The following is a 13,167-nucleotide window of genomic DNA, read 5'->3' as shown; positions in this document are numbered from 1 at the left end:
ATGAGGAGGTATTCATCGTGAAACGTACTTATCAACCAAGTAAACTTCGTCGTGCGCGCAAACACGGATTCCGTAACCGTATGTCAACTAAAAACGGTCGTCGCGTATTGGCAGCTCGTCGTCGTAAAGGACGCAAAGTTTTGGCTGCATAATCCAAACGAATTCAACAAAGAAGTCAGTAGGAACTCGAGTCTACTGGCTTTTCTTTTTCCTATAATATCAGTCTGTAAATACTTTATATTTTTTCTGAAATAATGTATAATGTTTCATATACTATAAAAATGGAGAACAGTTATGAAGAAATCAAAAGCCCTCCTACTAGGGGCTGGAATTTTGAGTGCAAGCTTCTTGATGGTGGCTTGTAGTTCGGCACAATCAAATACAGATAAAACCTACTCATATGTATTTGCTAGCAATCCAGATACATTAGACTATATCACTTCGACACGTGGTTCGACTTCTAGCATTACGACAAACTTGATCGATGGTTTGTTTGAAAATGATAAGTATGGGAACCTCGTCCCTTCTATGGCGGAGTCATGGAAAGTATCAAAGGATGGCTTGACCTATACCTATAAAATCCGAAAGGGAGTTAAGTGGTATACCTCTGAAGGAGAAGAATACGCTGAAGTGACAGCTCATGACTTTGTGACGGGTCTCAAGTATGCGGCGGATAAAAAGGCTGAAAACTTGTATTTGGTACAAGACTCCATCAAAGGTTTGGCAGACTATGTTGAGGGGAAAACATCTGACTTTGAGACTGTTGGAGTCAAGGCAGTGGACGACTATACTCTCCAATACACCTTGAACAAACCAGAGTCTTATTGGAATTCAAAGACAACAGGGGGGATTTTGAGCCCTGTCAATGAAGCCTTTTTGAAATCTAAGGGAGATGACTTTGGAAGTGTTACCCCATCTAGTATTCTGTCAAATGGGCCATACTTGTTCAAGTCTTTCACATCAAAATCTTTAATTGAGTTTGAAAAGAACCCTAATTACTGGGATAAGGACAATGTGAAGATTGAGAAAGTAAAACTTTCCTTCTATGATGGTTCAGACCAAGATAGTTTGGCTCGAGGATTCTTAGAGGGCAACTACACAGACGGACGTATCTTCCCGACAAGTTCTGTGTTTGACCAGTTGAAAAAAGGGAATGAGGATAAAATTACTTATACTCCTCAAAATGCTGTGACTTTCTACTATCTTTTCAATGTCAACCGTCAAAGTTACAATCAAACCATGAAACAGACGGATAAAGAAAAGGCGGATTCTCGTGCAGCTATGCAAAATAAGGACTTCCGTCAGGCGATTAACTTTGCCTTTGACCGTCATGCCTATGCCGCACAGACAAATGGAGAAGATGGAGCTGATCGTATCCTTCGAAACACAGTCACACCAAGTAACTTTGTTCAAATCGGTGGGAAAAACTTCGGAGATGCTGTCAATGAAAAGATAGTCAACTACGGTTCAGAGTGGGCTAATGTCAATCTAAACGATGCTCAGCCTGCCTTCTTGAATGCTGATAAAGCCAAGGCAGAATTTGCCAAAGCCAAAGAAAGTTTGCAGGCAGAAGGTGTGACCTTCCCTATCCATTTAGACATGCCGGTGGATCAGACTGCTAAGTTGGACGTACAGCAAGCCAGTTCTTTCAAACAGACAGTTGAAGAGACACTTGGATCAGACAATATTGTTATCGATGTGATTCAACTTTCTCCAGACGAGAAAGACAATGCAACCTTCTTTGCCAATACAGCCGAACAAAAGGACTACGACATCGATATCTCAGGTTGGAGTGGAGATTACTCTGATCCCAAGACCTATCTTGACCTCTTGGATCCAGACTCTGGTTCTCAGTTAAAAAATCTTGGCTTGACTCCAGGAAAAGACAATGATGTCAAGGAAAAAATCGGTCTCTCTACCTACAAGAAGTTGTTGGATGAGGCAGATAAAGAAGTTGAAAACACTCAGGTTCGCTATGAGAAATTTGCCGAAGTTCAAGCTTGGCTAACAGATAGTGCTCTCTTTCTGCCAGTTCAAAGCGGAGGAGCTAATCCAATCTTCCGTAAGACTGTACCGTTCACAGGAGCCTTCTCATTTGTTGGACACAAAGGGGATGCGGACAACTACAAATACCTTGAGTTGCAAAAAGATCCCGTGACTGCGAAACAGTACCAAGAACTTTATGAAAAATGGCAAAAAGAAAAAACTGAGTCCAATAAAAAAGCTCAAGAAGATCTAGCTAACCACATTCAATAATATTCCTAGTCATGCTTTTTAGTTAAGCATAGTGGCTGGATTCAGAAAAAGGCCCCACCAGACGCTTTTTGGTTCTGGTAGGGCCTTTTCTTTATTCTTTTAAGTGATAGGAGTAGCTAGCGACAACGACGTCTTCATGCCATCTGAGAGCGTATTTTAGTTTGAGGCTCATTTGATTGTGCAGGATATTTTGCCAAGGTTTATTAGGGATAAACTGTGGGACAAGGACTGTAACGGTGTAGTTTTTTTGCTTAGCTTCTTGGGCGATTCGTTTGACATACTTAACACTAGGGGTAATGATGTCACGGTAGCTGGTATTGATATTCTTCAGAGTGATATTTGGGAAGTAGTCGGCAAATTCTTGGAGAATTTCTTGGTCTTTTTCGGCCGTTTCTTTAGTAGAAATGTGCATGGCTAACACTTCGTCACCGATACTTTGAGCGTAGTTAATTGCTCCGACACTTACTCGAGTAACATTCCCTACTAGAACAAGGACAAGGTTGCCGTCATAAGTGCGCTTTTCAATTCCTTCGTAGAGTCGTAGCTGTTTTGCCACTTTTTGGTAATGGTTGTGAATGGACAAAAAGAGGAAAGTTAGAACTAGGATAATTGGGAAGAATGGCCAGATATCACCCAGTCTGAAGAGGAGTAAAATGAGGACAATGGCATAACAAATGATGGCCCCAAGGATATTAGCGAAGGCAGATTTTAAGAAGTTTACTCCTTTTTCCTTTTTCCAATGGCGAATCATCCCAGTCTGAGAAAGGGCAAAGGGAACGAAGACCCCGATAGTATAAAGAGGAATCAAGCGTTCAGTATTCCCATTAAAAATGAGAAGAAGGATCATAGCCCCAAAGGCCAGAGTTAAGATACCGTTGGAGTAGCCAAGGCGATCCCCTTTTTCCATAAAGAGATGGGGCATGTACTTGTTTTTTGCCATATTGTAGGACAGCATAGGGAAGGCTGAAAAGCCGGTATTTGCTGCTACGGCTAAAATTAAGGCTGTTGAGAACTGGAAGAGATAGTAGCTAGCATGACCAAAGAATGAATCACCAAGAATGCCCTTGGCCATTTGTGAAAGGATGGTTTCTCCGTGTTGAGGCATAATCCCCATCCAGTAGTTTAGGAAGGTAATGCCTGCAAAAAGAAAACCTAAAATCAAGGACATGATGGTCAAGGTCTGAGCAGCATTCTTTTCTTTCGGAGTTTTGAAAAATGGTACCGCATTTGAAATAGCCTCAACCCCTGTCAGAGAGGCAGAGCCACTGGTAAAGGCTCTCAATAGGAGAACGATGGAAAGGCTCGGAACAGTTTGTCCAATGGTTGAAGTCGCCTGATAGTTTAGGGAACCTGTAAACAGTTGAAAGAACCCATAAAGCAAGAGAAAGACGGTACTGAAGATAAAGAGGTAGACGGGAATCATCAGAGAGCTGGCAGATTCTTTTAATCCTCTTAAATTCAAGAGCATGAGCAGGCAGACTAGGAAAATAGAGATATGAAGATTGTAGGGATGGAGGGCAGGTATGGCTGCAGTAATAGCATCAGCTCCAGACGCAACGGATACGGCTACTGTCAGCATATAGTCAACAAGGAGGCTACCACCAGCAATCAAGCCTAGTTCAGGAGAGAGATTTTCCCGAGTGACCATATAAGCCCCACCACCTTGAGGATAGGCGTGAATAATTTGACGATAGGAAATGGTCAAACTAGCGAGGAGTAAGAGGACAAAAATACCGATAGGGAGGCTCCACCAAATAGCGAGAGGAGAGAGACTGACTAAAACGAGAATGACTTGTTCAGGTCCATAGGCAATAGAAGACAGGGCATCACTGGATAACATTGCAAGTGCCTGCATTTTTCCCAACAATCCCCCTTCGCCGTCTGTGAGAGACTTGAGTGGTCGACCGATAAAGGTATATTTTAATTTTCTAAACATTTTCTTTTCCTTTGCTGAAAATTTCAATAAGTGTTATTATACTGCTTTGAAAAAGGGCAGTCAAGGGAGAATGATTGGTATTAGAATATTTTTACAAGCCGAGGGATGCTATTTTTGGTATAATAGATGGAAGAAAATGAGGTTAGAAGAGATGATTTTTGATACGCACACACATTTAAATGTAGAAGAATTTGCAGGACGTGAGGCAGAAGAAATCGCCTTGGCTGCTGAGATGGGTGTGACACAGATGAATATTGTTGGTTTTGACAAGCCGACCATTGAACGTGCCCTAGAGTTGGCAGATGAGTATGAGCAGCTCTACGCAACTATTGGCTGGCATCCGACGGAAGCAGGGACTTACACAGATGAGGTCGAAGCTTACTTGCTTGAAAAACTAAAACATCCCAAGGTTGTTGCCTTGGGGGAGATTGGTCTGGACTACCATTGGATGACAGCACCTAAGGAAGTGCAGGAGCAGGTTTTCCGTCGTCAGATTCAGCTGTCTAAGGATTTGAATTTGCCTTTTGTGGTCCATACCCGTGATGCGTTAGAAGATACCTATGAGATTATAAAGAGTGAGGGTGTAGGCCCTCGAGGCGGTATCATGCATTCTTATTCGGGTTCTTTGGAAATGGCAGAGCGCTTTATCGAGCTAGGGATGATGATTTCCTTTTCTGGAGTCGTTACTTTTAAGAAAGCGACGGATATCCAAGAAGCTGCTAGAGAACTTCCTTTGGATAAAATACTTGTTGAGACAGATGCGCCCTACTTGGCACCTGTTCCTAAACGTGGTCGTGAAAACAAAACAGCCTACACCCGCTATGTAGTGGACTTTATCGCCGACTTGCGTGGGATGACGACAGAAGAATTAGCTGCTGTGACAAGTGCTAATGCAGAGCGTATTTTTGGATTGGAAAAGCGATCATGAAAGAAAAAATTTCCCAAGTCATCGTAGTCGAAGGACGGGATGATACGGCCAATCTCAAACGTTACTTTGACGTAGAGACCTATGAGACACGAGGATCGGCTATCAATGATCAAGATATAGAGCGGATCCAACGCCTGCATGAACTGCATGGAGTCATTGTCTTTACAGATCCTGACTTTAACGGTGAGCGCATTCGGCGCATGATTATGACGGCCATTCCGACAGTTCAGCATGCCTTTCTCAAGCGAGATGAGGCTGTTCCCAAATCTAAGTCCAAGGGACGTTCTCTGGGAATCGAACACGCCAGCTATGAAGACCTAAAAACAGCGCTGGCTCAAGTGACAGAGCAGTTTGAAACAGAGAACGAGTTTGATATATCTCGTAGTGACTTGATTCGTCTTGGTTTCCTAGCGGGAGCAGACAGTCGTAAGCGCCGAGAGTATTTGGGCGAACAGCTCCGTATCGGCTATTCCAACGGCAAGCAGTTACTCAAGCGCTTAGAGTTGTTTGGAGTGACCTTGGCAGAAGTGGAAGAGGTTATGAAAAGTTATGATAATGGCCAGATAGCCCAAAAATATAAAGGGAATGTGTTACAATAGAGGTACTTAGATTTATTTTGATAGCGTTCAAATAGAAACTTATAAGGAAAGAGCGAAATGAAAATCCGAATTGATAGAGATTCTGTGTGTATGGGGGATGATGTTTTTTCTCATCAGATGGATCTTGATATCCCGGAGGATATGACAGTTGAGGAGCTTTGTAGTTTTCTTCAAAAGGACAGATATTTGCCTAGATTGGATACAGAGTGGCTTCTCCGACATGGTGGGCAGACAATAACAAGCTATTATACAGAAACAAAAGAACTGACGAATCCCAGTATCTATTTAAAAGACCTGATTCATCAGAGTTCTAGAGGAAATGAATTTGTTTGGATATATCGCCGTTCCTAATAGAAAAGAGAATAAATGATTTTCTTAAAAGATAATGAATGAAAATTAGAAAAATATGCATTGACTTTTTGACAACAAGAGGTGATCTAAACAGTTGGCCCTGTTTGGAGTGACTTTGACGGAAGGTAAAGCCTTCATAAAAATGGTGAAAGGAAACGATATGGCAAATAGAAGTTATATTTACTTAAAAAACGGAGATGAAGCCCGTATTCTAACAGAGGGAATTTACACAATACCTTATTTTTGGCAATTGTTTTGGGATGAAGAAGATTTAAAAGCTCCTATTGCTCTCTGGGAAACAGCAGAAAAACTCGAAGAAGATGAAGAGGAAGCAGAAAAGTTTTACCAAGAGCAGAATGTAGATATCTTACTTTCTATTGAAAAATTCCAGCAAAATGCCCTCCAAAATCGGTCTTTTTTAGAAGAAAATACCCCGCAAGCCTTGCAACTATATGATGCCTTTGTTCGTTATATTCTTGCAAACGTCAAAGATGGTGATGTGCTTGGATTTGATGTTTTGGATGTAGTTTTTATGGATCAAGTGTCTGTAGTTTCTGATAAACTGTTAAAAAATATCCGAGCTATTCAGGAAAATCAACCAAAAGATTTGGATTTTTCTCTAACGGATAAGAACTTAATTGGCCTTGCTATGGGTTTTCCTGATTATTATGCTTCAGAATTATTGCCAGAAGACAATATTCTAGATTCGGTTGCCTATCAGGATGAATTGAAGAAAATGAACCCCCAAGAAGATAAGAAAGCGCTTGATATGACTGGATCCGATTCAAACAAGCATCGTATTCATTTTGTGTTTTGGATTGTATTGGTACTAGGAATTATGTGGGTTCTATATATTGTTTTTAGCTAATAAATAGAAAAGAGAATAGATGAGAATTGCAGATTATAGCGTGACCAAGGCAGTGCTGGAGCGTCACGGTTTTACTTTTAAAAAGTCCTTTGGGCAGAATTTCCTGACGGATACCAATATCCTTCAAAAGATCGTGGATACGGCTGAGATTGATGACCAGGTCAATGTCATTGAGATCGGGCCAGGGATTGGTGCCTTGACGGAGTTTTTGGCTGAGCGTGCAGCTCAAGTTATGGCCTTTGAGATTGACCACCGTTTGGTACCGATTTTGGCAGATACCTTGCGTGATTTTGACAATGTGACCGTAGTCAACGAGGACATTCTCAAGGTTGACTTGGCAAAACATATCCAGAATTTCAAAAATCCTGAACTGCCAATCAAGGTAGTAGCCAACTTGCCTTACTACATTACGACGCCTATTCTCATGCACCTGATTGAAAGTGGCATTCCTTTTAGCGAGTTTGTGGTCATGATGCAAAAAGAGGTGGCGGATCGTATCTCAGCACAGCCAAATACCAAGGCCTACGGTAGTTTGTCTATTGCTGTGCAGTATTACATGACAGCCAAGGTGGCCTTTATCGTGCCTCGGACGGTTTTTGTGCCAGCGCCAAATGTGGATTCGGCTATCCTGAAAATGGTACGTCGTCCAGAACCAGCTGTTGCAGTGGAAGACGAGAGCTTCTTCTTTAAGGTTTCTAAGGCTAGTTTCACTCACCGCCGTAAGACCTTGTGGAATAACCTGACAGGTTACTTTGGTAAGACTGAGGAAGTCAAGGACAAGCTGACCAAGGCTTTGGATCAAGCAGGTTTGTCACCAAGTGTACGTGGTGAAGCTCTCAGCTTGGCAGAATTTGCCAGCCTAGCAGACGCACTTAAAGGACAAGGACTCTAGGATGCAGGGACAAATCATTAAAGCCTTGGCGGGCTTCTACTATGTAGAGAGTGAGGGGGAAGTTTACCAGACGCGTGCGCGCGGGAATTTCCGTAAAAAAGGCCACACACCCTATGTTGGGGACTGGGTAGACTTTTCTGCGGAGGAAAACTCAGAAGGTTACATTCTCAAGATACACGAAAGGAAAAACAGTCTGGTCCGTCCGCCTATTGTCAATATTGACCAAGCCGTTGTCATTATGTCAGTTAAAGAACCTGACTTTAATAGCAATTTGCTGGATCGGTTCCTGGTTCTCTTGGAACATAAGGGCATCCATCCCATTGTCTATATTTCTAAAATGGATTTGTTGGAAGATAGGAAAGAACTGGATTTTTATGAACAGACTTATGGTGACATTGGCTATGACTTTGTGACTAGTAAGGAAGAGCTTTTGCCTCTTTTGACAGCCAAGGTTACGGTCTTTATGGGGCAGACAGGTGTTGGGAAGTCAACCCTTCTTAATAAAATCGCACCGGACCTCAATCTAGAGACGGGAGAAATTTCTGATAGTTTAGGTCGTGGTCGCCATACTACTCGAGCCGTTAGTTTTTACAATCTCAATGGAGGTAAAATCGCGGACACGCCGGGATTTTCATCACTGGATTATGAAGTGTCAACGGCTGAAGCCCTCAATCAGGCCTTTCCAGAGATTGCCAGTGTCAGTCGAGATTGTAAGTTCCGTACTTGTACCCATACCCATGAGCCGTCTTGTGCAGTCAAGCCAGCTGTCGAAGAGGGAGTTGTTGCAACCTTCCGTTTTGACAACTACCTGCAATTCCTCAGTGAAATTGAAAATCGCAGAGAAACTTATAAAAAAGTCAGCAAAAAAATTCCAAAATAAGGAGAAACCTATGTCTCAATACAAGATTGCTCCGTCAATTCTGGCAGCAGATTATGCCAACTTTGAACGTGAAATCAAACGCTTAGAAGCAACTGGGGCAGAATATGCCCATATCGATATCATGGATGGTCACTTTGTGCCACAAATCAGTTTTGGTGCAGGTGTGGTTGAAGCTCTTCGCCCCCATAGCAAGATGGTCTTTGACTGCCACTTGATGGTAGCAAATCCTGAACACCACTTAGAAGATTTTGCGCGTGCAGGTGCAGACATTATCAGTATCCATGTAGAAGCAACACCTCATATCCATGGTGCTCTTCAAAAGATTCGTTCTCTAGGTGTCAAACCTTCTGTTGTCATTAACCCTGGTACGCCGGTTGAAACTATCAAACACGTACTTCACCTAGTTGACCAAGTTTTGGTGATGACGGTTAACCCTGGCTTCGGCGGGCAAGCCTTTCTACCTGAAACCATGGATAAGATTCATGAGTTGGTTGTCCTTCGTGAGGAAAAAGGTTTGAACTTTGAGATCGAAGTGGATGGTGGGATTGATGATCAAACCATTTCTCAGGCTAAAGAAGCTGGTGCTACAATTTTTGTAGCAGGGTCTTATGTCTTTAAGGGAGATGTCAATGAACGAGTGCAAAATCTCAGAAAACAATTGGACTAGGGTTGCCGTTTTTGCAGGCGGAGATCGCGGTCATTATCGGACAAATTTTGACTGCTTTGTCGGTGTGGATCGAGGTTCGCTCTGGGTCTTGGAAGAAGACCTTCCTCTGACTCTAGCAGTTGGGGATTTTGATTCTGTCACTGCAGACGAACGTCAGTTGATTCAAAAACGTGCCCAGCGCTTTATCCAAGCCCAGCCAGAAAAGGATGATACAGATCTGGAACTGGCTCTCTTGACCATCTTTGAGCAAAATCCTCAGGCTCAGGTCACTATTTTCGGTGCCCTAGGTGGTCGCATTGACCACATGCTGGCCAATGTTTTTCTACCTAGCAATCCCAAGTTAGCACCCTATATGCGCCAGATAGAAATTGAAGATGGGCAAAACTTGCTTGCCTATTGCCCAGAAGGGACCAGTCAGCTAGAACCCCGTTCGGACTATGACTATCTAGCCTTTATGCCGGTTCGGGATAGCCAGTTGACCATTCTCGGTGCCAAGTATGAGCTGACTGAGGAGAATTTTTTCTTTAAAAAAGTGTACGCTTCTAACGAATATATAGATAGGGAAGTTTCGGTAACTTGCCCAGATGGCTATGTCGTCGTGCTGCACAGCAAGGACAGGAGGTAGGATGGAGACTGTATTATTACTATTATTAATTGCCAATCTAGCTGGACTCTTTCTCATTTGGCAAAGGCAGGATAAGCAGGAGAAACACCTAAGCAAGAGTTTGGAGGATCAGGCAGACAATCTTTCAGATCAACTGGATTATCGCTTTGAGCAAGCTAGACAAGCCAGTCAGCTAGATCAAAAAGATTTGGAAGTGGCTGTCAGTGACCGTTTGCAGGAAGTGCGAATGGAGTTGCATCAAGGCTTGACTCAAGTCCGTCAAGAAATGACAGATAATCTCCTCCAAACCAGAGACAAGACCGACCAACGTCTCCAAGCCTTGCAGGAATCAAATGAGCAACGTCTAGAACAAATGCGCCAAACGGTCGAGGAAAAGTTGGAAAAGACCTTGCAGACACGCTTGCAGGCTTCCTTCGAGACAGTTTCCAAGCAACTGGAGTCTGTCAATCGTGGTCTGGGAGAAATGCAGACAGTTGCCCGTGATGTCGGAGCTCTCAATAAGGTTCTCTCTGGAACCAAGACACGAGGAATTCTAGGAGAATTGCAACTGGGGCAAATCATCGAAGACATCATGACACCAGCCCAGTACGAACGAGAATTTGCAACGGTTGAAAACTCTAGCGAGCGAGTAGAGTACGCTATCAAGTTGCCTGGACAAGGTGACCAGGAATATGTCTATTTGCCGATTGACTCCAAGTTTCCACTGGCGGATTATTACCGCTTAGAAGAAGCTTATGAAGCAGGAGATAAGGACGAAATCGAACGTTGTCGCAAGTCACTCCTAGCAAGCGTCAAGCGCTTTGCCAAGGATATCAAGAGCAAGTACCTGGCGCCACCTCGGACAACCAATTTTGGTGTTTTGTTTGTTCCGACAGAAGGCCTTTATTCAGAGATTGTTCGCAATCCGGTCTTCTTTGATGATTTGAGACGGGAGGAGCAGATTATTGTTGCTGGTCCAAGTACCCTATCAGCCCTGCTTAACTCTCTATCAGTTGGCTTCAAAACTCTCAATATCCAAAAGAGTGCTGATCATATCAGCAAGACCCTTGCCAGTGTTAAGACCGAGTTTGGCAAGTTCGGGGGAATTTTGGTTAAGGCACAAAAACATCTCCAACATGCCTCTGGCAATATTGATGAATTATTAAACCGTCGTACTACAGCTATCGAGCGGACGCTCCGTCACATTGAGTTATCAGAAGGTGAGCCTGCGCTTGATCTACTCCATTTCCAAGAAGATGAGGAAGAATATGAAGATTAGTCACATGAAAAAAGATGAGCTGTTTGAAGGTTTTTACCTGATCAAGTCAGCTGACCTGAGACAGACGCGTGCTGGGAAAAACTACCTAGCCTTTACCTTTCAAGACGATAGTGGCGAGATTGAAGGGAAACTCTGGGATGCCCAACCTCATAACGTTGAGACCTTTACCGCAGGGAAAGTTGTCCACATGCAGGGGCGCAGAGAAGTTTATAACAACACTCCACAAGTTAATCAAATTACTCTCCGCTTGCCTCAGCCTGGGGAACCCAATGATCCAGCTGACTTCAAGGTCAAGTCACCAGTTGATGTCAAGGAAATCCGTGACTACATGTCGCAAATGATTTTCAAGATTGAAAATCCTGTCTGGCAACGTATCGTTCGCAGTCTTTACACCAAGTACGATAAGGAATTCTATTCCTATCCAGCTGCCAAGACCAACCACCATGCCTTTGAGACGGGTTTGGCCTATCATACAGCGACCATGGTGCGCTTGGCAGATGCTATTAGTGAGATCTATCCTCAGCTCAACAAGAGCCTCCTCTATGCAGGAATTATGCTACATGACTTGGCCAAAGTCATTGAGTTGACGGGACCAGATCAGACGGAGTACACAGTGCGAGGCAATCTCATCGGCCATATCGCCCTCATCGATAGCGAAATTACTAAGACAGTCATGGAACTAGGTATCGATGATACTAGAGAAGAAGTGGTGCTACTGCGCCATGTCATCCTCAGTCACCATGGCTTGCTGGAGTATGGAAGTCCAGTCCGTCCACGCATTATGGAGGCAGAGATTATCCATATGATTGACAATCTAGATGCCAGCATGATGATGATGTCAACAGCTCTGGCTTTGGTGGATAAAGGAGAGATGACCAATAAAATCTTCGCTATGGACAATCGTTCCTTCTATAAACCAGATTTAGATTAATAATTTAAGAAAAACGAGCATTTTTTACGCAATAATGTTCGTTTTTTTATGTGAATGTGGTATAATGGATAAAATATCAAAATTAAATGGAATGGTAAATAAAAATGAAATTAAGAAGAAGTGATCGGATGGTTGTCATTTCCAACTATTTGATTAATAATCCATACAAACTAACCAGTCTCAACACCTTTGCAGAAAAGTACGAATCTGCTAAATCATCGATTTCAGAGGACATCGTGATTATCAAGCGTGCCTTTGAGGAAATCGAAATCGGTCATATTCAGACTGTGACTGGAGCAGGTGGAGGTGTTATCTTTACACCATCAATCTCGAGTCATGAAGCCAAAGAAATGATCGCAGACTTGCGTGATAAACTTTCAGAAAGCGACCGTATCTTGCCAGGTGGCTACATCTACCTATCTGATTTGCTCAGTACGCCTGCCATTTTGAAAAATATTGGGCGTATCATTGCCAAGAGCTTTATGGACCAAAAAATCGATGCCGTTATGACAGTAGCGACTAAAGGGGTTCCGCTTGCAAATGCAGTTGCCAATGTCCTCAACGTTCCATTTGTCATTGTGCGACGTGACTTGAAAATCACTGAAGGTTCAACGGTCAGCGTCAACTATGTATCAGGTTCAAGCGGTGACCGTATTGAGAAAATGTTCCTTTCAAAACGCAGCCTCAAGGCAGGCAGTCGTGTCTTGATTGTGGATGACTTCCTAAAAGGTGGTGGAACTGTCAATGGGATGATTAGTCTCTTGCGTGAGTTCGACTCTGAACTAGCTGGCGTCGCAGTCTTTGCAGACAATGCCCAAGAAGAACGTGAAAAGCAGTTCGATTACAAGTCACTCTTGAAAGTAACCAATATTGATGTCAAGAACCAATCCATCGATGTTGAGATTGGAAATATCTTTGACGAAGACAAATAAGAGATAGAACTAAAGGTTGGAACGATTGTCCCAGCCTTTCTTTG

14 protein-coding genes are annotated in these 13,167 nt (G+C 43.1%); 13 read left to right on the top strand and 1 reads right to left on the bottom strand.

The annotated features are described in order from the left end of the window. The first annotated feature begins 17 nt into the window (after positions 1-17). Positions 18-152, top strand: a complete 135-nt coding sequence (gene rpmH, locus I6G42_RS00665) for a 50S ribosomal protein L34 (protein WP_000831905.1) — start codon at positions 18-20, stop codon at positions 150-152. 142 nt (positions 153-294) lie between these two features. Further along, positions 295-2,256, top strand: coding sequence for a peptide ABC transporter substrate-binding protein (locus tag I6G42_RS00660; RefSeq protein WP_038804593.1), 1,962 nt, complete (start codon positions 295-297; stop codon positions 2,254-2,256). A 91-nt stretch (positions 2,257-2,347) separates the two neighbouring features. Here I6G42_RS00660 and I6G42_RS00655 read toward each other — a convergent pair whose 3' ends face one another. After that, positions 2,348-4,192, bottom strand: coding sequence for an APC family permease (locus I6G42_RS00655; RefSeq protein ID WP_038804592.1), 1,845 nt, complete (start codon positions 4,190-4,192; stop codon positions 2,348-2,350). A 151-nt stretch (positions 4,193-4,343) separates the two neighbouring features. On the opposite strand from I6G42_RS00655, the gene I6G42_RS00650 reads away from it, so the two are divergent. The 11 genes from I6G42_RS00650 to purR all read left to right on the top strand — a co-directional run bounded on the left by I6G42_RS00650 (position 4,344) and on the right by purR (position 13,123). Continuing rightward, on the top strand, positions 4,344-5,120 hold the full coding sequence (locus tag I6G42_RS00650) for a TatD family hydrolase (protein WP_038804591.1): 777 nt from the start codon (positions 4,344-4,346) through the stop codon (positions 5,118-5,120). Beyond that, positions 5,117-5,719, top strand: a complete 603-nt coding sequence (rnmV, locus tag I6G42_RS00645; RefSeq protein WP_038804590.1) for a ribonuclease M5 — start codon at positions 5,117-5,119, stop codon at positions 5,717-5,719. Before I6G42_RS00650 ends, rnmV begins: the two co-directional genes overlap by 4 nt. A 57-nt stretch (positions 5,720-5,776) precedes the next feature. Further along, positions 5,777-6,070, top strand: coding sequence for a hypothetical protein (locus tag I6G42_RS00640; RefSeq protein ID WP_038804589.1), 294 nt, complete (start codon positions 5,777-5,779; stop codon positions 6,068-6,070). Positions 6,071-6,230: 160 nt separating this feature from the next. Further along, positions 6,231-6,938, top strand: coding sequence for a hypothetical protein (locus I6G42_RS00635; protein WP_038804801.1), 708 nt, complete (start codon positions 6,231-6,233; stop codon positions 6,936-6,938). A gap of 19 nt (positions 6,939-6,957) precedes the next feature. Continuing rightward, positions 6,958-7,830, top strand: coding sequence for a 16S rRNA (adenine(1518)-N(6)/adenine(1519)-N(6))-dimethyltransferase RsmA (rsmA, locus tag I6G42_RS00630; RefSeq protein ID WP_038804588.1), 873 nt, complete (start codon positions 6,958-6,960; stop codon positions 7,828-7,830). A 1-nt stretch (position 7,831) separates the two neighbouring features. Beyond that, the gene (gene rsgA / locus I6G42_RS00625) at positions 7,832-8,710 is read left to right on the top strand and encodes a ribosome small subunit-dependent GTPase A (protein ID WP_038804587.1); all 879 of its coding nucleotides are present in this window, start codon (positions 7,832-7,834) and stop codon (positions 8,708-8,710) included. Positions 8,711-8,720: 10 nt separating this feature from the next. Next, positions 8,721-9,377 (top strand): ribulose-phosphate 3-epimerase, encoded by a 657-nt coding sequence (rpe, locus tag I6G42_RS00620; protein ID WP_038804586.1) that lies wholly within the window; start codon positions 8,721-8,723, stop codon positions 9,375-9,377. Next, the gene (locus I6G42_RS00615; RefSeq protein WP_038804585.1) at positions 9,340-10,002 is read left to right on the top strand and encodes a thiamine diphosphokinase; all 663 of its coding nucleotides are present in this window, start codon (positions 9,340-9,342) and stop codon (positions 10,000-10,002) included. The genes rpe and I6G42_RS00615 overlap by 38 nt, the downstream gene beginning before the upstream one ends. Before the next feature lies 1 nt (position 10,003). Further along, positions 10,004-11,260, top strand: a complete 1,257-nt coding sequence (gene rmuC, locus I6G42_RS00610; protein WP_038804584.1) for a DNA recombination protein RmuC — start codon at positions 10,004-10,006, stop codon at positions 11,258-11,260. Beyond that, positions 11,250-12,191 carry a 3'-5' exoribonuclease YhaM family protein gene (locus I6G42_RS00605; protein WP_038804583.1) on the top strand — a complete coding sequence of 314 codons (942 nt, stop codon included), beginning with the start codon at positions 11,250-11,252 and terminating at the stop codon, positions 12,189-12,191. The genes rmuC and I6G42_RS00605 overlap by 11 nt, the downstream gene beginning before the upstream one ends. Before the next feature lie 104 nt (positions 12,192-12,295). Then, positions 12,296-13,123 carry a pur operon repressor gene (gene purR, locus I6G42_RS00600; RefSeq protein WP_002874197.1) on the top strand — a complete coding sequence of 276 codons (828 nt, stop codon included), beginning with the start codon at positions 12,296-12,298 and terminating at the stop codon, positions 13,121-13,123. The last annotated feature ends 44 nt before the right edge of the window (positions 13,124-13,167 follow it).

Origin of the sequence: Streptococcus oralis, assembly GCF_016028255.1 — a bacterium.
GTDB lineage: Bacteria > Bacillota > Bacilli > Lactobacillales > Streptococcaceae > Streptococcus > Streptococcus oralis_AC.
Note: the sequence above shows the minus strand (reverse complement) of the source record. Positions and strands in the feature narration are given on the sequence as shown.

What these genes read in the sequence shown, in the direction of transcription:
- I6G42_RS00660 (WP_038804593.1), top strand. Translation starts at nt 295, where the DNA reads ATGAAGAAATCAAAAGCCCTCCTACTAGGGGCTGGAATTTTGAGTGCA.
- I6G42_RS00655 (WP_038804592.1), bottom strand. Translation starts at nt 4,192, where the DNA reads ATGTTTAGAAAATTAAAATATACCTTTATCGGTCGACCACTCAAGTCT.
- I6G42_RS00650 (WP_038804591.1), top strand. Translation starts at nt 4,344, where the DNA reads ATGATTTTTGATACGCACACACATTTAAATGTAGAAGAATTTGCAGGA.
- rnmV (WP_038804590.1), top strand. Translation starts at nt 5,117, where the DNA reads ATGAAAGAAAAAATTTCCCAAGTCATCGTAGTCGAAGGACGGGATGAT.
- I6G42_RS00640 (WP_038804589.1), top strand. Translation starts at nt 5,777, where the DNA reads ATGAAAATCCGAATTGATAGAGATTCTGTGTGTATGGGGGATGATGTT.
- I6G42_RS00635 (WP_038804801.1), top strand. Translation starts at nt 6,231, where the DNA reads ATGGCAAATAGAAGTTATATTTACTTAAAAAACGGAGATGAAGCCCGT.
- rsmA (WP_038804588.1), top strand. Translation starts at nt 6,958, where the DNA reads ATGAGAATTGCAGATTATAGCGTGACCAAGGCAGTGCTGGAGCGTCAC.
- rsgA (WP_038804587.1), top strand. Translation starts at nt 7,832, where the DNA reads ATGCAGGGACAAATCATTAAAGCCTTGGCGGGCTTCTACTATGTAGAG.
- rpe (WP_038804586.1), top strand. Translation starts at nt 8,721, where the DNA reads ATGTCTCAATACAAGATTGCTCCGTCAATTCTGGCAGCAGATTATGCC.
- I6G42_RS00615 (WP_038804585.1), top strand. Translation starts at nt 9,340, where the DNA reads ATGAACGAGTGCAAAATCTCAGAAAACAATTGGACTAGGGTTGCCGTT.
- rmuC (WP_038804584.1), top strand. Translation starts at nt 10,004, where the DNA reads ATGGAGACTGTATTATTACTATTATTAATTGCCAATCTAGCTGGACTC.
- I6G42_RS00605 (WP_038804583.1), top strand. Translation starts at nt 11,250, where the DNA reads ATGAAGATTAGTCACATGAAAAAAGATGAGCTGTTTGAAGGTTTTTAC.
- purR (WP_002874197.1), top strand. Translation starts at nt 12,296, where the DNA reads ATGAAATTAAGAAGAAGTGATCGGATGGTTGTCATTTCCAACTATTTG.